The following is an 18955-nucleotide window of genomic DNA, read 5'->3' as shown; positions in this document are numbered from 1 at the left end:
CAAAAAAGCTCTGCGTCCCGGGACAGCTCCCGCGCCGTCAGGGAACGGGCTGCGGCCCGTCGCTTTCCGCCCTCACCCCCGCCCGGTTCGGTCGGGGGCCGTCCTTGAGCATCAGCATGGCCGGCGTCAGGATCAGGGTCAGAAGGGTCGCCACCGACAGCCCGCCGACGATGGCGCTGGACAGTTCGGTCCAGTACTGCGTCGATGGCGCGCCGAGGGCAAGCTCGCGCGTGAAAAAGTCGAGCTTCGCCCCAAGAACCATCGGCATCAGCCCCAGCGCCGTCGTCACCGCCGTCAGCAGGACCGGCCGCAAACGCTGCGCCCCGGCCCTGAGCGCTGCCTCGCGGGCCGCCATGCCGGCGCGGCGCAGGTCGTTGTAGGTGTCGATCAGGACGATGTTGTTGTTCACCACGATACCCGCCAGCGCGATCACGCCGATCCCGCCCATCACGATCCCGAAGGGCCGCCCGGTGACAAGCAGCCCCAGCAGCACCCCGGCGATGGAAAAGACGATGGCGCTCATGATCACCAGCGCCTGATAGAAGCTGTTGAACTGCAACACGAGGATCACGAGCATGAGGAAGATCGCCGCGAGGAAGGCGCGGGTCAGAAAGGCGGCGGCCTCGGCCTGATCCTCGGCTTCGCCGGCGAAACTGTAGCTGACCGTAGGGGGCAGGTCGGCGGCCTCGAGCGCGGCCTGCAGGGCGGTCACCTGATCGTTGACCAGAAGGCCGGGGGCGACATTCGCCTCGATCGTGACCACGCGCCGTTCATCGATCCGGGTGATCGTTCCGGTGCGCGCCACCGGCGCGAAGGACACGAAGTTCGAGATCGGCACCAGCCCCGCCGATGTCGGCACGCGCAGATTGACCAGCTCGGACAGCGACCGCTCCTCGGCCGGAAAGCGCACCCGGATATCCAACTCGCCATCGGCGTCGTCGGGGCGGTAATCGGCGACGGCGATCCCCAGGGTCAGCAGTTGAACCGCCTGCCCCAGCAGGCTGACATCGGCGCCAAACCGCGCGGCCTCGGCGCGGTCGACACGAATCGCGACCTCGACCCCGGGGATGGGGCGCGTGTCGGCCACATCGGTAAAGCCGCCGATCCCGTCCATCAGCGCCAGCACCTGCTCGACCGCCGCCGCCTGCACCGACGGGTCCTGCGCCGCGATGCGCAGGTTGACCGGCTTGCCGGTCGTCGGCCCGCCGCTTTCGGTCTGCACCTGCAGGTCGATGCCGGCGATGTCGGCCATGTCGCGGCGGATTTCGGCGCCGATCTCGGCGGCCGGGCGGCGTTCGTCCCAGTCGATCAGGTCCAGCTGCAGGGTGCCGATCGTTTCCTCGTCGCCCTGCCCGGCCTGCATCAGGGACCGGGCATAGATGGTTTCGACCTCATCGTGGCCCAGAAGGCGATCCTCGACGCGGCGCACAAGGTCGTCGCGCTCGTAGATCGAGAAATTGTCGCGCGTGCGCAGCTGGACCTGCATGACCTCGGGCTCGACCGTGGGAAAGAAACTGACGCCGCGGCCGAACTCAGCATAAAGCCCGCCGCCGGCAAACAGCAGCGCCACGGCCAGCAGAACCGTCGCCCCCGGCCGCAGGATGGCCCATTCCAGCGCCCGCACATAGGCGCCGGTCAGCCCGCCGATGCGCCGTGGATCGCCATGTTCGGCCTCGTGCAGACTGCGTTTGGCCGCGGCCGACTTGGGCTGGCGCTTGCCGATGATCCCGCCCAGCACGGGGATGAAGATCAACGCCATGAACAGCGAGGCGAACAGCGTCAACAACACGGTGATGGGCAGGAATTTCATGAACTCGCCCACAAGCCCGCCCCAGAAGAGCAGCGGGAAGAAAACACTCAGCGTCGTGGCGGTCGAGGCGATGATCGGCCATGACATGCGCTTGGCGGCCGCGGCATAGGCCTCGCGCGGGGTGGCGCCCTCCTGCAGGCGGCGATCGGCCAGCTCCACGGTCACGATGGCCCCGTCGACCAGCATGCCGACCACAAGGATCAGCGCGAACAGCACAACGATGTTCATCGTGTAATCCATCGCCCAAAGCGTGCTGACACCGGCCAGGAACGCCCCCGGTATCGCCAGCCCCACCAGGATCGCCGAGCGCAGCCCGAGGGCGAAGACGATGACGATCATCACGAGGATCACCGCGGCGATCACATTGGCCTCGAGATCCGACAACAGGGTTTCGACATACTCGGACTGATCGCCCAGATAGGTGATCTCGACACTGTCGGGCCAGTCGGCGCTGATCTCCTCCAGCAGCGCATGGGTGTCGGCCACCGTGTCGATGATGTTGGCGCCCGAGCGTTTGGTCACCTCCAGCGCCAGGGCGGGCTGACCATTGATGCGGGCAAATCCGGTCGGGTCCTCGAAGCTGCGGCGCAGGGTGGCCACGTCGCGAAAGGTGATGACCGTCCCGTCGCGTACGCGCACCGGGATGTCCAGAACATCGCCCAGATCCTCGATCAGGCCCGGCACGGTCAGCACGATCCGGCCGCCGCCCGTTTCGATCGCGCCCGCCGCGATCAGCCGGTTGTTGCGCTGCAATTGCGAGATCAGTTCGTCAAAGGACAGGTTGTAGGTCTGAAACACTGTCGGATCGATCAGCACTTCGAGAAATTCGTCGCGCGCGCCGCCGATCTCGACCTCGAGCACGCCGGCCAGACCCTCGATCCGGTCCTGCGCGTCGCGCGCCAGATCGTTCAGCGTCCGTTCCGGGATCGGCCCCGAGATGACGACCGTCAGGATCGGGAACAGCGCGGTGTTGATCTCGGTCACGGTCAGGTCATAGGCGTCATCGGGCAACTCGCCTTCGACATTCTCGGCCGCCTCGCGCACCCGGTCGAGTGCCTCGTCGATGTCGCCGCCCGCGGCGAATTCCAGTTGGACGCTGGCAAACCCCTCGAAGGCGTGGCTTTCCATGGTCTCGAGATCGGCGATGCCGGCGAACTCGGTCTCCATCGGCTCGATCAGCAGGCGTTCGGCATCGGCCGGGCTGATGCCTTCGAGGCCCGTGGACACGTAGACCAGCGGCAGCGGCACCTCGGGGGTCGCCTCCTTGGGGATGGCGGAATAGGCATAGATGCCGACCGTCAGGATCATGACCAGGGCCATCATCACGACCTTGGTGCGCGAGAAGGCCGCGTCGATCACCGCGGTCATCGATCGCCCCCGGCATCGCCCGCCGTCGCCCCCGTGTCCGGCGACGCCGGCAGGGCGCGGACCGGATCGCCGTCGCGCACATAGCCCTGCCCGATCGTGATGACCCGCGCGGTCTGCGGCAGGCCGACCACGTAGACGCCGGCAATCTCGGCGCGCACGATCTCGATGGGGTGGAACACGACGCGATCGGCTTCATCCACCGTCTTGACGCCCAACTGCCCCTCGGGGCTGAGCGAAACGGTGGACGGCTGGATGAAATGCGCCTCCCGGGTGCCGGTCGGAATGCGAACCTCGGCCGAAATACCGGCGGGGATGGCGCCATCTTCGTTCGGCACCTCGATCTCGGCCAGGAAGGTGCGCGTCTCGGGATTGGCCGACGTGCCGACAAAGGTCACCCGCCCCTCGACCTCTTCGCCGGTGATGAAGCGCACCGTCGCCACCTGCCCGTCCCGGATGCGGCGCAACTGCTGCTGGGGGACCTGGATGGCGACGGTTAGCGGGCGGTTGTCGACAACGCGCCCGACCTCGGCCCCGGCCTGGACGAATTCGCCCGCGTCCAGCGACAGGGTTTCCAGCCGACCGGCAAAGGGCGCGGTGATGTCCAGCGCCTCGATCGCCTCTTCGGCCGCGGTCGCCGCCGCCGCCGCGGCGGCAAGCACGGCCTGGGCCTCTGCGACCCGGTCCACCGTGCCCACGCCGCGCTCCAGCAACTCGGTCGCGTTGTCGAATTCGCGTTGCGCGCGCGCCAGTTCCTCGCGCGCGCGGTTCAGATCGGCCTCGGCCCGCCGCGCCGACAGCCGTGCGATCACCGCGCCGCCCTCCACGAACGCCCCGCGGGTCACCAGAACCTCGGCCACATCGCCCGAGCCCTCGGCCCGGATGGCAGTATCGCGATCCGGCAGGGCCTGCCCCTCGGCCTGGAAGAACAGCGTCACAGGCTCGGGCACCACGGTCTCGACGGTGACGGCGACAGGCGCGGGGCCGGCCACCGGCGCTGCTGCGCTCTCCTCGGTTGCGGGAAACACGATGCCACTGCCCATCCACGCCACGATGACCACCACCAGCGCGGCGGCCACCCAGACCGAGCGCGAGGCGCCTGGATCGTCGCGGAAGGTCAGGCGGTCACGATCATCACTCATCTGCGTCACTATCCCATGCGCGGGGCCACCGGCCCGGTCGGGCGGGCTGGCGTGAAATCCTGACCGGACGCTAGCGGCCCCCTGCACGCGCAACAAGGCGCGTTCTCGTCACAAGGCCGCGCACGGCGTGCGACCGGCGCCAGGAAAGGGACACACCCGATGCCGTCGACCTGCCACGGATCGGCAGCCGTTTCTCCCGATCGCGACATTCGCGCGGCCAGTGTGACTACGTCACTGAACCGCACGCGCCGTTTCGGTATGCCTTGGAATGCGAACAGGATACCCTTTCTGCAAGACACTGCTTGCATTGGGAAAATGCAGGCATGACGCAGAATCACTCAGGAAACGAGGCATGATCGAAACAGCATTCACCCCCTTTCAATCGCTGGCCGGCGGCGTCCTTATCGGGCTGGCCGCGGTTTTGCTGATGTGGACCCTTGGCCGCGTGATGGGCGCAACCGGCATTCTGGCCGGCCTTCTGGCCCCGGCCTCGGTCTATGACTTCGGCTGGCGCGCGGCCCTTCTGGCCGGCATGGTCACGGGCCCCGTCGCCTATCTGGCCGTCACCGGCGAGATGCCCCCGATCGAAGTGCCGGTCTCGACCCCGATGCTGCTGATCGGCGGCTTCATCGTCGGCGTCGGCGTGACCTTCGGCTCGGGCTGCACGTCCGGGCACGGCGTCTGCGGGATGGCGCGCCTGTCCAAGCGCTCGATCGTGGCGACGCTCAGCTTCATGGTGACCACGGCGGCCACCGTCTATGTCATTCGTCACGTGTTCGGAGGATAAGCGACATGGGCTTTCTGCGTATTCTCTCGATCTACCTGATCGGCCTTGTCTTTGGCATCGGGATCGTGATCTCGGGCATGGCCAACCCTGCCAAGGTTCTGAACTTCTTTGACTTCTTCGGCATCTGGGACCCCAGCCTGATCTTCGTGATGGGCGGTGCCGTGACGGTGGCCTTCTTCGGCTATCGCCTGGTTCTGCCGCGCCCGCGCCCGATCTTCGAGGGTCGGTTCCAGTTGCCCACGGCGACCAGGCTCGACGCCCGGCTGATCGGCGGCTCGGCGCTCTTCGGGGTCGGCTGGGGCATCGCGGGCTTCTGCCCCGGCGGCGCCCTGCCCGCCCTCGGGACCGGCCGTATCGAGGTCATCCTGTTCACCGCAGCCCTCTTGGCGGGCATCTTCGTGGCCAGGGGCCTGCAGGCCCGGCTGCGCAACCGCAATTCGTCTGCCGCCACGACCGGCGCATGACGAGACCGACATCTTTCGGAGGAGACCCCACATGACCGACTATCCCGTTAACATGAACGTCCGCCCCGAGGTCGAACCCTTCTTCGACCCCGCCACCAACACGATTTCCTACGTGGTGAAGGACCCCAACTCGACCAGCTGCGCGATCGTCGACTCGGTGATGGATATCGACTATGCCGCCGGCCGCATCAGCTATGACAATGCCGACGCGATCATCGCCTTCGTCAAGGACAAGGGCCTGACCGTCGACTGGCTGATCGAAACGCATGTCCACGCCGACCACCTGTCGGCCGCGCCCTACATCCAGGAAAAACTGGGCGGCAAGATCGGCATCGGCGAGAACATCGTCACCGTGCAGAACGTCTTCGGCAAGGTGTTCAACGAAGGGACCGAGTTCCAGCGCGACGGGTCGCAATTCGACGCCCTGTTTCAGGATGGCGACACCTACGAGATCGGCGGCATGCGCGCCTTTGCGATCTACACGCCCGGTCACACGCCGGCCTGCATGACGCACGTGATGGGCGATGCGGCTTTTGTCGGCGACACGCTGTTCATGCCCGACGGCGGCTCGGCGCGTTGCGATTTCCCCGGCGGCTCGGCCGAAACGCTGTACGAGTCGATCCACAAGGTGCTGGCCCTGCCCGACAACACGCGCCTGTTCATGTGCCACGATTACGGCCCGAACGGCCGCGACATCAAGTGGGAGACCACCGTCGCCGAGGAAAAGGAATTCAACATCCATGTCGGCGGCGGCAAGTCGAAAGAGGATTTCGTCAAGTTCCGGACCGAGCGTGACGCGCAACTCGACATGCCCAGGCTGATCATCCCCTCGCTGCAGGTGAACATGCGCGCGGGCGAGGTGCCGACCGACAAGGACGGCAACCCGATGCTCAAGGTGCCGATCAACGCGCTGTAACCACACCGATCCGGCCCGCCCCCGCCAAGGCCCATGTCCCGATTGGGGGCCGATGGGGCGGGCCGTTTTCTGACCAGGGTGCGAACGACCACCCGACCGGGATTTCAGGAGGAGCATCCCCCATGGACACCAAGGCCATTTCCGCCAATCTGTCGGTCGCCCCGCAGATCACCGCCCATGACGTCGACACCGCCAGGGATCACGGCTTTCGCGCGATCATCTGCAACCGCCCCGACGGCGAAGGCATGGATCAGCCCAATTTCGAGGAGATCGAAGCCCGCGCCCATGCCCTCGGGCTCGAGGCCCGCTACCTGCCGATCACGCAAGGCAAGGTCACGGACGCCGATGCAAAGGCCTTTGGCGATCTGCTGACCGAGTTGCCGGGCCCGGTGCTGGCCTATTGCCGATCAGGCACCCGTTCGGCCACGCTCTGGTCGCTCAGCGAGGCCGAGCGTCTGTCGGTCGCCGATATCCTGGCCGCGACCAAATCGGCCGGCTACGACATGGCCGGCGTGGTGCGCCGCATCGTCAATGGGGGCAAGACCCCGACCGACCGCGCCGATGCCGAATACGATGTCGTTATCGTGGGGGCCGGTGCGGCCGGGATCTCGGTCGCCTCCAGCCTGAAATCCCGAAAACCGGGCCAGACCATCGCCATCATCGACCCGGCCGATATCCACTACTACCAGCCCGGCTGGACCATGGTGGGCGGCGGCATCTTCGGCGCGCCAAAGACCGCCAAGACGCTGGGCAGCCTGATCCCCCAAGGCGTGCATTGGATCAAGTCGGCGGTCGCCGCCTTCGAACCCGAGAAGGACGTGGTGGTTCTGGATGGCTGCCGCGTGGTGAAATACAAGCGCCTCGTTGTGTGCCCGGGCCTCAAGCTCGACTGGCACAAGATCGACGGGCTGGTCGAAACCCTCGGCCAGAACGGCGTCACATCGAATTACCGCTACGACCTTGCCCCCTATACATGGGAGCTTGTCAGCGGCCTGAAATCGGGCCGCGCGCTGTTCACCCAACCGCCGATGCCGATCAAATGCGCCGGGGCCCCGCAAAAGGCGCTGTACCTATCCGGCGATCACTGGCACCGCACGGGCGTGCTCGACAGGATCGACATCCAGTTCATGAATGCCGGCGGCGTGCTCTTCGGCGTCAAGGATTACGTCCCGGCCCTGCAAGGGTACATGAACCGCTACAAGGCCGATCTGAACTACTTCCACAACCTCACCGCCATCGACGGCGCGGCGAAAAAGGCGTGGTTCGAGGTCAAGGAACCCGATCAGGAGGTGCGCACCGTCGAGGCCGAGTTCGACATGATCCATGTCGTGCCGCCCCAGGCCGCGCCCGATTTCATCCGTGTCTCGCCCCTGGCCGATGCGGCGGGCTGGGTCGATGTCGACCAGGCGACCTTGCGCCACAAGACCTATGAAAACATCTGGTCGCTCGGCGACGTGATGAACGCCCCCAACGCCAAGACCGCCGCCGCAGCCCGCGTGCAGGCGCCCATCGTGGCCGAAAATCTGGCTGACGATATCGAGGGCAAGTCGCCCACCGCACTTTACGATGGCTATGGCTCCTGCCCGCTGACGGTGGAAAGAGGCAAGATCGTTCTGGCCGAGTTCGGCTATGGCGGTGCGCTGTTGCCCAGCTTTCCGAAATGGGTGATCGACGGCACCAAACCGACCCGCGCGGCGTGGCTGCTGAAAGAGCAGATCCTGCCGCCCTTCTACTGGAAGGCGATGCTGCGCGGGAAGGAATGGATGGTGAAACCCGAAAAGGTCTCGTCGAGCTGAGCCCCTGTCGGGGGCGGCGCATCAGGAAACGCCGCGCCGCCCCCTTGCGCCCCGTTTGCGCCCCCGCGCCTGATACCCCTGCACCCGACACCCCCGCCCCAGCCCACCCGCACCGACACGACAAAGACGGCCCAGACCCATGTTTTCTTCTCTTCGCAAGTATGTTCCTGTGCTGGATTGGGGGCGCCGCTATGACCGCGACGCGCTGCAAAACGACCTGATCGCGGCGGTGATCGTCACGATCATGCTGATCCCGCAATCGCTGGCCTACGCGCTGTTGGCGGGTCTGCCGCCCGAGGCCGGTCTCTACGCCTCGATCCTGCCGATCATCCTGTATGCCATTTTCGGCACCAGCCGCGCGCTGGCCGTCGGCCCGGTCGCCGTGGTCTCGCTGATGACCGCCGCCGCGGTGGGCCAGGTCGCCGAACAGGGTACGGCGGGATATGCCATCGCCGCGCTGACGCTGGCGCTGCTGTCGGGCGGCATCCTGCTGGCGATGGGGGTGTTCCGGCTGGGATTCCTGGCGAATTTCCTCAGCCACCCGGTGATCGCGGGGTTCATTACCGCCTCGGGCGTCATCATCGCGGCCAGCCAGCTCAAGCATATCCTTGGCGTGGATGCGAGCGGCCACAACCTGTTCGAACTGGTGGTGTCGCTGGTCGCGCATCTGCCCGAGACGAATGTCATCACGCTGATCATCGGGGTGGCGGCCACGGCCTCCTGTTCTGGGTCCGCAAGGGGCTGAAGCCGCTGCTGATTGCCAAGGGCGTGAACCCGCGGATGGCCGATATCGCGCAAAAGGCCGGGCCGGTGGGCGCGGTCGTGGTCACCACGCTGGCGGTCTGGGTCTTCGGACTGTCGAACTGGGCGGGCGTGTCGATCGTGGGCGAGGTGCCGCAATCGCTGCCGCCCTTCACCATGCCGGATCTGTCGCTCGACCTTGTCTCGGCACTGTTCATCCCCGCGCTTCTGATCTCGATCATCGGCTTTGTCGAGTCGATCTCGGTCGCGCAGACGCTTGCCGCCAAGAAACGCCAGCGCATCGACCCCGATCAGGAGCTCATCGGCCTGGGCGCGGCCAATGTCGCGGCAGGGTTTTCGGGCGGCTACCCGGTCACGGGTGGCTTCGCGCGCTCGGTGGTGAATTTCGACGCCGGCGCCGAAACGCCTGCCGCTGGCGCCTATACCGCCGTTGGCCTGGCCATCGCCGCGCTGGCGCTGACGCCGCTCGTCTTTTTCCTGCCCAAGGCGACGCTGGCGGCCACCATCATCGTCGCCGTCCTCAGCCTCGTCGATTTCTCGATCCTGAAAAAGACCTGGACCTATTCCAAGGCCGATTTCGTGGCCGTCGCCGCGACCATCCTGCTGACGCTCGGGTTTGGTGTGGAAACGGGCGTCTCGGCAGGCGTGATCCTGTCCATCGGCCTGCATCTCTACAAGACGTCCAAGCCGCATGTGGCCGAGGTGGGGCTGGTGCCGGGCACCCAGCATTTCCGCAACATCCACCGCCACGAGGTGCTGACCGACCCGCATGTCGTCACCTTGCGCATCGACGAGTCGCTCTATTTCGCCAATGCCCGCTTTCTCGAGGACCTGATCCAGGACCGCGTGACCGAGGATTGCCCGGTGAAACACGTGGTTCTGATGTGCTCGGCGGTGAACGAGATCGACATGTCGGCGCTGGAAAGCCTCGAGGCGATCAACGAGCGCCTGCGCTCGATGGATGTGCAACTGCACATGTCCGAGGTGAAGGGCCCCGTCACCGACCGTCTGAAGCGGTCGCATTTCCTCGACGAGATGACGGGGCGCGTGTTCCTGTCGCAATATGACGCCTGGGCCGCACTGACAGGTCCCCACCCGGAGGTGACCGCCGCTCAGTGAGCGGCGCGTTTTCCTCGAGGAAAACGGCACGGAAAACTCGAGTTTTCCGCCCCCGCCCGGCCGCTTGCGTTGCGACGGGCGCGCGGGCACTCTCACCCGGATCTCAGGGAGGAGAGGACCATGCCGCAACCCGATCACGTTTCGATCTACGACCTGCCCGACCCGTCCGAGATGGACGAGGACATGCAGCGCTATTTCGAGATCTGCGCCGAGAAACTGGGCCTTGTGCCCAACGTGCTGCGCACCTTTTCCTTCAACCAGGAAAAGCTGCGCAACTTCGCCGCCTATTACAACACGCTGATGCTGGCCCCCTCGGGGTTGAGCAAGCTGGAGCGCGAGATGGTGGCCGTGGTGGTGTCCTCGGCCAATCGCTGCTTCTACTGCCTTGTCGCGCATGGGCAGGCGGTGCGCGCGCTCTCGGGCGATCCGCATCTGGGCGAGATGCTGGTGATCAACTACCGGGTCGCGACCCTGGACGCCCGGCAACGCGCGATGCTCGATTTCGCGTGGAAGCTGACGACCGCCCCGTGGGAGGTGGACGAGCCCGACCGTCAGGCGTTGCGCGATGCGGGCCTCAGCCAGGCCGACATTTTCGACCTCGCCGATGTAATCGGGTTCTTCAACATGTCCAACCGCTTTGCCATCGCCTCCGACATGATGCCGAACGCGGAATATCACGCGATGGATCGCGGCTAGGCGCGGCTCGGGTCACTCGCCGGCCAGCGCCCGCGCCCCGGCCAGCGTGCCGGGGCCGACCATCGCGTCCAGCGCGCCGTCATAAAGGCCGCGCTCTTGCAGGATGCGCTGGAATTCCAGCGCGGTTTCGCGGTCCCAGGGTGGCGTGCGGCCGTTGACCGTGCCGCGCATGCTGGCGGGGTCCACCTCGCCGGTTTCCAGCGCACGAACATATTCGGCGGCCGCCCGCGCGGGGTCGCGCTCGGTGCCGATCCCCTGCTCGAGAAAGAAGGCGCGGGTCGCGATCGCCTCTGGCGAGCCGTTTTCGGCGGCGAAACCGACCCAGCCATAGCGCCGCCGCGGGTCCGGCGCGATGCCCGGTGCGCCTCGGTCATAAAGCTGGGCCAGGCGCAGCGCGGCCGCGACATCGCCATCGCGCGCCAGTTCGGTCAGGATCGGCACCGCGCGGCTGGCATCGGGCAACTGCACGCTGGTGCCGGGCGGCACGTCGTCGCCCGTCAGGTACAGCTCCAGCAGGGTCGAGCGCGCGCGGTGATAGCCCGCCTCGGTCGCCATCTCCAGAAGGCGCAGCATCTCGTCGCCGTCACGCGGCACGCCGCGACCCAGACGATGCATCTGCGCCAGCGTCACCATCGCCTCGGTGTCACCCAACGCGATGGCCTGGCGGTAATAGGCGATGGCCTGCTCCACGTCTTCGTCGACGGGCCGAATCCCCAGCAGATAGTAATCGCCCAGCCGGGAATAGGCCGCCCCCACCCCGGCCTCGGCGGCCCGCTCGTACAGGCGCACGGCCTGGCGCTGTTCGCCGGTGACCTGGGCAATGGTGGCCAGATGGAACAACGGCCCCCCTTCCTCTGGCAAGGCCTCGGCGGCGGCGATGCAATCGCGTTGCGCGGCGGCCAGCGCCTGAAAGATCTCGCGTTGTGCAACCTCGGTTTCGGCGATCTCGGCCGAAGGCTCTCCGGCGGTCGCCATGCAGGCCGCAAGGCGCGCCTGCGCCGCCGCAAGCCGCGCCGCCTCTTCCTCGGCCGCAAGCCGCGCCGCCTCTTCCTCCGCCGCAAGGCGCGCTGCTTCTTCCTCGGCCGCAAGCCGCGCCGCTTCTTCCTCGGCCGCAAGACGTGCCGCCTCTTCCTCGGCCGCAAGACGTGCCGCCTCTTCCTCGGCCGCAAGCCGCGCCGCTTCTTCCTCGGCCGCAAGCCGCGCTGCTTCTTCCTCGGCCGCAAGGCGGGCGGCCTCGGCCATCGCCTCGGTGTCGTCCGCCGGCGTCAAGGTTTCAACGGGGCCGGTCATGGCCTCGCGCACGGCGGCGGCCGCCGCCTCGGCCCCCGGCAGCGCCTCGGGGGTGGCGGCGGCATCGGCCATCTCCGCCGCGGCATCCGCGCCCTCGACCGCGACATAGGGCGCGGGGCCGGTCATCACCTCGCGCAGGGTCTCACCGGCGGCCGACAGGCCCGCTTCGGTCTGGGACAAGGCCGGCGCGGCCGCGCAAAGCGCGAGGGCCGAAACGAGCAGTGCAGGAGCAGGGCGACAGGACTTGGGCAGCGACACGGGCGATCATCCTTGGCAGCGCGGGACAGGGTCGCGCAGGACGATAGCCGTGGCCACCGCCCCTGTCGATAGGGCGAAGATGGCGGCGGACGGCAGAAACCACTGGCCAAGCCCGCGCCCTTGGTGCACCTTCACGCCCGTTTGAAATGCAAGGGAATTTCACGCTGGCCCGCTCCGACGCCCCCGCCCTGCCCGATCCGGACGACCGGTCAGATGCGCCCGCAGCCGATCTGGCCGCCGCGGGGCATGTTCTGGTGGTCGATCTCGACGGGACGTTGATCCGCACCGACATGCTGCACGAAAGCTTCTGGTCGGCGGCCGGCAATGACTGGCGGGTTCCGGCCCGCGCCCTGCACTGGCTCGGCCGAGGCCGCGCGACCCTCAAGGCCGAACTGGCGACGCGGGCACAGATCCACCCCGCCGACCTGCCCTATAACGCCCAGATGATCGCGCGGATCGACGCATGGCGGGCGGCCGGCGGGCGGACCGCCCTGGTGACGGCGACGGATATCCGCCTGGCCCAGCAGATCGCCGGTCATCTAGGCCTGTTCGACGAGGTGCATGGCTCGGACGGCAGCCGCAACCTCAAGGGCGAGGCCAAGGCGGCGTTTCTGACCGAGCGCTTCGGGCATGGCAATTTCGTCTACGCCGGTGACAGCGCGGCGGATCTGCCCGTCTGGCGGGCCGCTGCGGGCGCGATCACGGTCGGGGCCAGCGCGCGCACGCGGGCCGGTTGGCCGCAGACGGCCCGCCCGCCGAACATCTGGAGCGCGGTCACGGCGGCGCGCGCGCCTTGGTCAAGGCGCTCAGACCGCATCAGTGGCTGAAGAACCTGCTGGTTCTGGTCCCGGTCATCGCCGACCCCCTGCATGGCGAAGGCGCGGCGTTCGGGATCTTGGGCGCCTTCGTGGCGCTCAGCCTCTGCGCCTCGGCGGGATATGTGCTCAACGACCTGCTCGATCTGGCCGACGACCGCAGCCACCCGCGCAAGCGCAGACGCCCCTTTGCGGCGGGGGCCTTGTCGGCGGCGACGGGCACGCTCTTGATGCCGGTGCTGCTGCTGACGGGGCTGGCCGTGGCCCTGGCGGTGTCACCGGCGCTGCTGGGGCTTGTGGCGCTCTATTTCGTGGCCACCACCGCCTATTCGGTCAAGCTCAAGCGCCATGCCATCGTCGATATCTGCATGCTCGCCTTTCTGTTCACCTTGCGGGTCATCGCCGGGGGCGCCGCCATCGGCAGCAGCCTGTCGGTCTGGCTGCTGGCCTTTTCGATGTTCATCTTCTTTTCCCTGGCCGCGGTCAAACGCCTGGGCGAGATGAGCGAGGCCGGCGCCGCCGGGCGCGAGGTCACGCGCCGCGGCTACCGGGCCGAGGATCGCGGCATCCTCAGCCAGATGGCCATCGCCTCGGGGTATCTCGCGGTGCTGGTGCTGGCGCTCTATGTCGACCAGCCCGACGTGCAGGACAAGTTCCCGGCGCCCTGGCTGCTCTGGGGGGTCTGCCCGATGCTGATCTTCTGGATCAGCCGCATGGTGCTGGTGGCCGGACGCGGCGAAATGGATGACGACCCGCTGGTCTGGACGCTGGAAAACCGCACCAGCCGGTTGGTGGTGGCCATCATCGCCGCGATGATCGCCGGTGCGCTATGGCTGTGACGGGGCGCACCCTGGTGCTGCGCTACACCGCCTTTGCGGTGATAGCGGTGCTGGCCAATCTGGCGGCGCAGCGCCTGGTTCTGGCCGGCGCCGACCCCGTGGGAGGGCTGCGTTTTGCCGCGGCGATTGCCGCTGGCACGCTGGTGGGCCTCGTGGTGAAATACGTGCTGGACAAGCGGTGGATCTTTTACGACCAGACCACAGGCGCACGCGCCCAGGGGGCGCAGTTCCTGCTTTATGCGCTGATGGGGGTGGTGACGACGGCGATCTTCTGGGTGAGCGAAACCGCCGCCTGGCTGATCTGGGGGACGGATCTGGCGCGGGAGGTGGGCGCGGTGCTGGGCCTGAGCGTGGGGTATGTCACGAAATACCTGCTCGACCGGCGCTACGTCTTTCGAGACGCGAGGGAGATGGCGTGACGAACCTGTCAGGTTGGGGACGGTTCCCCGTGGCCGAGTGCCGGGTGATCCGGGCCCGCACCCAGACCGACGTGGCCCGGGCGCTGTCGCAGGGGCCGCTGATCGCGCGCGGCAACGGCCGCGCCTATGGCGACAGCGCCCTGAACCCGGACCTGACGCTCGATATGCGCGGGATGGACCGGATGCTGTCCTTCGATGCCGAAACGGGTGTGCTGGTTGCCGAAGCCGGCGTGCTGCTGGCCGACATCATCGCGGCCTTCCTGCCGCGCGGGTGGTTTCCCGGCGTCACCCCCGGCACCAAGTTCGTCAGCCTGGGCGGGGCGATCGCGGCGGACGTGCATGGCAAGAACCACCATGTCGACGGCGCTTTCGGCAGTTTCGTGGACTGGATCGACCTGATGGGCCCCGATGGCCGCATCACCCGCGTGTCGCGCGACCATCAGCCCGAGTTGTTCGGCTACACGCTGGGGGGGATGGGCCTGACCGGGGTGATCCTGCGCGCCCAGATCCGGCTGCGCGCGGTGCAAAGCGGCTGGATCGTGCAAGACAGCTACGCCACCCGGACCCTCGAGGAGGCCATCGACGTTTTCGAGGATCACCTCGACTGGCTCTATTCCGTGGCCTGGATCGATTGCGCGGCCCAAGGCGCGCATCTGGGACGCTCGATCGCAATGCTGGGCCGTCACGCAACGCCCGAGGACCTGCCCGAGGCGCGGCGCTCCGCCCCGTTTCAGGTGAAACGCAAACGCAGCCTGACGATGCCCATCGATCTGCCGGGATTTGCCCTGAACCGCTATACGGTCCATGCCTTCAATACGCTCTACTACCATCTGGGTGCGTGGAAGGCCGGCCGCACCCTTGTCGATTGGGATAGCTATTTCTACCCGCTCGACGCGATCCGCGATTGGAACCGCATTTACGGCAAGCGCGGGTTCTTCCAGTTTCAATGCGTCCTGCCCACCGACAGCGCGCGCACGGGCCTGCACCAGTTGGTGCAATGCATCGCCGCCTCGGGGCAAGGCAGCTTTCTGTCCGTGCTCAAGCGCTTTGGCGCGCAGGACAGCCGGTTTTCCTTTCCGCAGGCCGGCTATACGCTGGCCCTCGACTTTCCCGCCAATGACAGGAGCCTGGCTTTGATGAAGACGCTCGACCGCATCACTCTCGACCATGGCGGGCGGTTCTACCTCGCCAAGGATTCGCGCATGCCCTCCGAGGTGTTCGCCGAGGCCGATCCGCGCACCGAGGCTTTTGCTGCGATGCGGCGGGAAACCGGGCTGGACGCGGCCTTTGCCTCGCTGCAATCGCAAAGGTTGGGGCTATGAGCGGCGGGCCGGTCCTGATCCTCGGCGCGACCTCGGGCATGGCGCGCGAGATCGCCCGCACCTTTGCCGCCGCCGGGCATCCCATCCAGCTGGCGGCGCGCAATGTGGGGCGCCTGGCCGATGACAAGGCCGATCTCGAAACCCGCCACGGCATCGCGGTCACCCTGCACGAATTCGACGCGTTTGACCTCGACGCGCACAAGGCATTCGTCGATGGGCTGCCCGCCCTGCCCGCCATCGCGGTCTGCGCGGTGGGCGCGATGGGCCAGCACGAGGAAAACATCAACGATCCCAAGGCCGGGGCGCAGGTCATGCGGGCCAATTTCGAAGGCCCGGCCTCGATCCTGGGGCATCTGGCCAACGCGATGGAAACCCGCGGATCGGGAACGCTGGTGGGCATTTCGTCGGTCGCGGGCGACCGCGGGCGGGCCTCGAATTACGTCTATGGCGCGGCCAAGGCGGGGTTCACGGCCTTTTTGTCGGGGCTGCGCAACCGGCTGGCGCACAAGGGCGTCCATGTCGTGACGGTGAAACCCGGGTTCGTGGCGACCGCCATGACCGAGGGGATGGATCTGCCCGAAAAGCTGACCGCGCAGCCTGTCGAAGTGGCCAATGCGATTCGCAGCGCTGTGCAGTCGCAGAAAAACGTGATCTACGTGCGGCCGATCTGGCGGCTGATCATGCTGGTGATCCGCGCCATCCCCGAGCCGATCTTCAAGAAAACGGACATTTGAGCCGATCGGGCGGGCCGAATCCCGCGCACCAAACCGCCAGAACGGCGGGATTCTGCCCAAGCTGCAACAGCTGTGGAAAAACCGGGTTGGGCATTGTTGCGATTTTAACACTTTGGGCGTACCCCGGTGCCCATGAAAGGGACAGTTTTCGCGCTCAACGTGGCGCGACGTAGGGGCAGTTCATCCAGGCTACTGGACCGGAGTGATATCGTTCTGGCGACCTCGGTCGCTTCGACCTGTATCGCCGCGATCTGCAGTTTCGTCGTGCTTTCCAACGTGTCCGACGCCCGTATCGGGTCTCGGGGCGCAACCGCCATCGAAGAGACAGCCAGCCTGCGGCCCGCGCCGCGCCCCCGCACGGCCGAGGCTCGCCGTTACCCCGAAGCCGAGGCATCGGGGGCGCTGACGCTTGGCGAATTCGACGATGACATCGCGGCCGTGCGCCATGCGCCGCTGCTCACCCCCAGCGCGCGCCGCGCCTGGCCCTGGCCAGCCCGCGGGGCGACCGCCCCGATGCCGCGCCGGTGTCCGTGCCGGTAATGCTGGGCCGCCCCCCGGTCGAGGCCCTGCCGCGACCCGAAATCGGGGTGGAACTGGTGCAGGTGGCGCGCAACATGACGCCGGCCCGCGCGCTGGAATTGCCGACGCCCGCGATCCGCCCCGAGGCGATCGTGGCGCGCGCCGCGCCGCTAAGCGCCCCGCAATCGCCCGCTGATGCCGTGCCCGACGGCGCGACGCCCTCGGTCCTGTTGGCAGCCGTCAGCCCGCGCCCGGCGCTGCGCCCCGAGGGTCTGGCCGAACGCTTCCCCGTGCGCGCCACACCGGGCCGCGCCGAGCCTGCGGTTCAGGTCGCCCGCGCTGCCGACCCCGAGGACGAGATCACCCTCGCCCGTTACGAGGAACCCGCCGCCCCCCGGCTGCTGCGGCCCCGCAGCGGCGCCAACCCCTGCTCGCCCCGTCTGGCCGAGATCCCGCGCCGCCGTGGCAGCGCGCCGGGTGGCGCGGCGGTGATGGCCAGCCTGGGCAACGGGTCCGGTACGGGACGTGACAATGCCATCGCCGATCAGGCGCTGGCCGGCAACGTCCCGGATTTCCTGCGCGATCTGCAGCCAGTCAGCTTCACCGGCATCGCCGGGGGCCGCCAGACCGAGATCACGATCTGCGTGACACCCGATTACCTTGCCATCGGCTCGGACGAAGATCACGTGCGAGTGCCCCTCGGCTTGCCGGCCGCGCTGCGGGTGGCTGACGGGTTCGACATGATGCTGCCGACGACGCGCATGGTCGATGCGATCTATGCGCAGGCCGACCTGCGCCTGTCGCCCTCGCCCATGACGCCGGGGCCGCAGATGTCGTCGACGGATTATTTCCTGCGCCATGACGCCACCGTGGACGGCCAGTTCGCCCGCGCCGGCGGCCGCGGCGGCATTTTGGTCGCCGGTCACAAGAAGGATCTGGTGATCGCCAACCGCCTCAGCCGCGCGCCCGGTCGCGTGGCGATCTACGGCTGGCACCGCAGCAACGGCAACCCGATCCAGCCGCTGTCGACCGTGCATGGCGAATACTATGCCGATTACAGCCATGGCATCCGTCTGGTCAGCCGCACGGCCTATATCGACGGGCGCGCCATCGACCTGCGCAGCCTGCTGACCGATGGGCAATATGCCAGCCTGCTCAACAGCGATGGGCCGCTCAATTCGGCCACCGTGCGCCTGGCCGCCCTGCAATAACCACCGCAAGTCGCAAGACGAGGGACGCGGAAGAGAGAAAGGCCCGCCACCGGCAAACCGGGGCGGGCCTTTTTTTGCGGATGGGCCGTTCAGACGGGGTTTTGCGCCCCGGCGAAGTAGATCAGACGCCCGTCACCGTCATAGATCGGGCGGATCCTCAGGCGGTTGACGAAGGGCGTGCCGTCCTTGCGGTAGTTCAGGATGTCGATGGTGAACCGCGTCTCGGCCCGCAGCCCGTGGCGAATGGCCTCGATCGCATGCGGATTCGTGTCGGGCCCTTGCAGAAAGCGGCAGTTCTGGCCGACCGCCTCTTCGGGGGAATAGCCCGTCTGGGCCTCGAACTCGTCGCTGACATAGATCATCGGGTTGTCCGGCAGCGACGGGTCCGAAAACACCACGCTCATCTCGACCTCGTCCTCTTCCAGCAACGACTTGAGGAAAGCCTTGTCTTCGTTCCGATTTTCCATGTGATGGCGCCCTCTTGTGCGGTTGGGGGTCGATACGTCTTGGCCGATTACTGCCTAGCGCATCCGCGCGCCGCACTCCAATGGCAAATCGAAGACCGATGGCCGATTCGCGTCGATTCGCGGCCCCGGACGCTCGTGCCCGCCATAGACCCGCACGCCACCGCCAAAAACCGGCCGATACGCCCTAACAAGGCCCCTAAACGCGGGCAACGGGGGGCGGATTC

Annotated in this window: 16 protein-coding genes and 1 pseudogene; 13 read left to right on the top strand and 4 right to left on the bottom strand. The window is 67.3% G+C overall.

Features of this window, described 5'->3' with window-relative positions; genetic code table 11:
- Positions 1 to 37 precede the first annotated feature (37 nt).
- Together ROSELON_RS11045 and ROSELON_RS11040 are read right to left on the bottom strand one after the other, a co-directional pair.
- Positions 38 to 3178 carry an efflux RND transporter permease subunit gene (locus tag ROSELON_RS11045; RefSeq protein ID WP_025312454.1) on the bottom strand — a complete coding sequence of 1047 codons (3141 nt, stop codon included), beginning with the start codon at positions 3176 to 3178 and terminating at the stop codon, positions 38 to 40.
- Positions 3175 to 4317: an efflux RND transporter periplasmic adaptor subunit gene (locus tag ROSELON_RS11040; protein ID WP_051508402.1), complete on the bottom strand. Its 1143-nt coding sequence runs from the start codon at positions 4315 to 4317 to the stop codon at positions 3175 to 3177. Before ROSELON_RS11040 ends, ROSELON_RS11045 begins: the two co-directional genes overlap by 4 nt.
- Before the next feature lie 268 nt (positions 4318 to 4585).
- Here ROSELON_RS11040 and ROSELON_RS11035 point away from each other — a divergent pair, with 268 nt between their 5' ends.
- The 6 genes and pseudogenes from ROSELON_RS11035 to ROSELON_RS11010 all read left to right on the top strand — a co-directional run bounded on the left by ROSELON_RS11035 (position 4586) and on the right by ROSELON_RS11010 (position 10857).
- Positions 4586 to 5104 carry a YeeE/YedE family protein gene (locus tag ROSELON_RS11035; RefSeq protein ID WP_281172812.1) on the top strand — a complete coding sequence of 173 codons (519 nt, stop codon included), beginning with the start codon at positions 4586 to 4588 and terminating at the stop codon, positions 5102 to 5104.
- A gap of 14 nt (positions 5105 to 5118) precedes the next feature.
- A complete protein-coding gene (locus ROSELON_RS11030) occupies positions 5119 to 5568 on the top strand; it encodes a DUF6691 family protein (protein WP_025312451.1) in 450 nt (149 codons plus the stop codon).
- Between the two features lie 31 nt (positions 5569 to 5599).
- Entirely contained in the window at positions 5600 to 6484 is an 885-nt protein-coding gene (locus tag ROSELON_RS11025) for an MBL fold metallo-hydrolase (RefSeq protein WP_025312450.1), read from the top strand.
- Between the two features lie 122 nt (positions 6485 to 6606).
- A complete protein-coding gene (locus ROSELON_RS11020) occupies positions 6607 to 8280 on the top strand; it encodes a bifunctional protein tyrosine phosphatase family protein/NAD(P)/FAD-dependent oxidoreductase (RefSeq protein ID WP_025312449.1) in 1674 nt (557 codons plus the stop codon).
- 139 nt (positions 8281 to 8419) lie between these two features.
- Positions 8420 to 10161: pseudogene (locus ROSELON_RS11015) on the top strand (SulP family inorganic anion transporter).
- 120 nt (positions 10162 to 10281) lie between these two features.
- On the top strand, positions 10282 to 10857 hold the full coding sequence (locus tag ROSELON_RS11010; RefSeq protein ID WP_025312448.1) for a peroxidase-related enzyme: 576 nt from the start codon (positions 10282 to 10284) through the stop codon (positions 10855 to 10857).
- 12 nt (positions 10858 to 10869) lie between these two features.
- On the opposite strand, the gene ROSELON_RS18190 is transcribed toward ROSELON_RS11010, so the two are convergent.
- Positions 10870 to 12327 carry a tetratricopeptide repeat protein gene (locus ROSELON_RS18190; RefSeq protein WP_025312447.1) on the bottom strand — a complete coding sequence of 486 codons (1458 nt, stop codon included), beginning with the start codon at positions 12325 to 12327 and terminating at the stop codon, positions 10870 to 10872.
- Positions 12328 to 12551: 224 nt separating this feature from the next.
- On the opposite strand from ROSELON_RS18190, the gene ROSELON_RS18760 reads away from it, so the two are divergent.
- The 7 genes from ROSELON_RS18760 to ROSELON_RS17535 all read left to right on the top strand — a co-directional run bounded on the left by ROSELON_RS18760 (position 12552) and on the right by ROSELON_RS17535 (position 18264).
- Entirely contained in the window at positions 12552 to 13232 is a 681-nt protein-coding gene (locus tag ROSELON_RS18760) for a haloacid dehalogenase-like hydrolase (RefSeq protein WP_245605336.1), read from the top strand.
- A complete protein-coding gene (locus tag ROSELON_RS18755) occupies positions 13139 to 14059 on the top strand; it encodes a UbiA family prenyltransferase (RefSeq protein WP_245605335.1) in 921 nt (306 codons plus the stop codon). Before ROSELON_RS18760 ends, ROSELON_RS18755 begins: the two co-directional genes overlap by 94 nt.
- Complete coding sequence (locus ROSELON_RS10995) at positions 14050 to 14478, top strand: GtrA family protein (RefSeq protein ID WP_342665282.1); 429 nt, start codon at positions 14050 to 14052, stop codon at positions 14476 to 14478. The genes ROSELON_RS18755 and ROSELON_RS10995 overlap by 10 nt, the downstream gene beginning before the upstream one ends.
- Entirely contained in the window at positions 14475 to 15800 is a 1326-nt protein-coding gene (locus tag ROSELON_RS10990) for an FAD-binding oxidoreductase (RefSeq protein WP_025312445.1), read from the top strand. The genes ROSELON_RS10995 and ROSELON_RS10990 overlap by 4 nt, the downstream gene beginning before the upstream one ends.
- Positions 15797 to 16534 carry an SDR family oxidoreductase gene (locus ROSELON_RS10985; protein ID WP_025312444.1) on the top strand — a complete coding sequence of 246 codons (738 nt, stop codon included), beginning with the start codon at positions 15797 to 15799 and terminating at the stop codon, positions 16532 to 16534. The genes ROSELON_RS10990 and ROSELON_RS10985 overlap by 4 nt, the downstream gene beginning before the upstream one ends.
- 132 nt (positions 16535 to 16666) lie before the next feature.
- Entirely contained in the window at positions 16667 to 17074 is a 408-nt protein-coding gene (locus ROSELON_RS10980) for a hypothetical protein (RefSeq protein WP_156945925.1), read from the top strand.
- Positions 17059 to 18264 carry a hypothetical protein gene (locus tag ROSELON_RS17535; protein ID WP_156945924.1) on the top strand — a complete coding sequence of 402 codons (1206 nt, stop codon included), beginning with the start codon at positions 17059 to 17061 and terminating at the stop codon, positions 18262 to 18264. The genes ROSELON_RS10980 and ROSELON_RS17535 overlap by 16 nt, the downstream gene beginning before the upstream one ends.
- Positions 18265 to 18353: 89 nt before the next feature.
- Here ROSELON_RS17535 and ROSELON_RS10970 read toward each other — a convergent pair whose 3' ends face one another.
- On the bottom strand, positions 18354 to 18731 hold the full coding sequence (locus ROSELON_RS10970; protein ID WP_025312441.1) for a PAS sensor domain-containing protein: 378 nt from the start codon (positions 18729 to 18731) through the stop codon (positions 18354 to 18356).
- Positions 18732 to 18955 lie beyond the last annotated feature (224 nt).

It is taken from the genome of Roseibacterium elongatum DSM 19469, from assembly GCF_000590925.1.
GTDB lineage: Bacteria > Pseudomonadota > Alphaproteobacteria > Rhodobacterales > Rhodobacteraceae > Roseibacterium > Roseibacterium elongatum.
Note: the sequence above shows the minus strand (reverse complement) of the source record. Positions and strands in the feature narration are given on the sequence as shown.

Bases quoted from the DNA above. Each gene is read 5' to 3' on its own strand.
- ROSELON_RS10970 (WP_025312441.1), bottom strand. From the start codon at position 18,731: ATGGAAAATCGGAACGAAGACAAGGCTTTCCTCAAGTCGTTGCTGGAA.
- ROSELON_RS11010 (WP_025312448.1), top strand. From the start codon at position 10,282: ATGCCGCAACCCGATCACGTTTCGATCTACGACCTGCCCGACCCGTCC.
- ROSELON_RS10995 (WP_342665282.1), top strand. From the start codon at position 14,050: ATGGCTGTGACGGGGCGCACCCTGGTGCTGCGCTACACCGCCTTTGCG.
- ROSELON_RS10985 (WP_025312444.1), top strand. From the start codon at position 15,797: ATGAGCGGCGGGCCGGTCCTGATCCTCGGCGCGACCTCGGGCATGGCG.
- ROSELON_RS10980 (WP_156945925.1), top strand. From the start codon at position 16,667: ATGAAAGGGACAGTTTTCGCGCTCAACGTGGCGCGACGTAGGGGCAGT.
- ROSELON_RS11025 (WP_025312450.1), top strand. From the start codon at position 5,600: ATGACCGACTATCCCGTTAACATGAACGTCCGCCCCGAGGTCGAACCC.
- ROSELON_RS11040 (WP_051508402.1), bottom strand. From the start codon at position 4,317: ATGAGTGATGATCGTGACCGCCTGACCTTCCGCGACGATCCAGGCGCC.
- ROSELON_RS18760 (WP_245605336.1), top strand. From the start codon at position 12,552: ATGCAAGGGAATTTCACGCTGGCCCGCTCCGACGCCCCCGCCCTGCCC.
- ROSELON_RS11045 (WP_025312454.1), bottom strand. From the start codon at position 3,178: ATGACCGCGGTGATCGACGCGGCCTTCTCGCGCACCAAGGTCGTGATG.
- ROSELON_RS11035 (WP_281172812.1), top strand. From the start codon at position 4,586: ATGCGAACAGGATACCCTTTCTGCAAGACACTGCTTGCATTGGGAAAA.
- ROSELON_RS11020 (WP_025312449.1), top strand. From the start codon at position 6,607: ATGGACACCAAGGCCATTTCCGCCAATCTGTCGGTCGCCCCGCAGATC.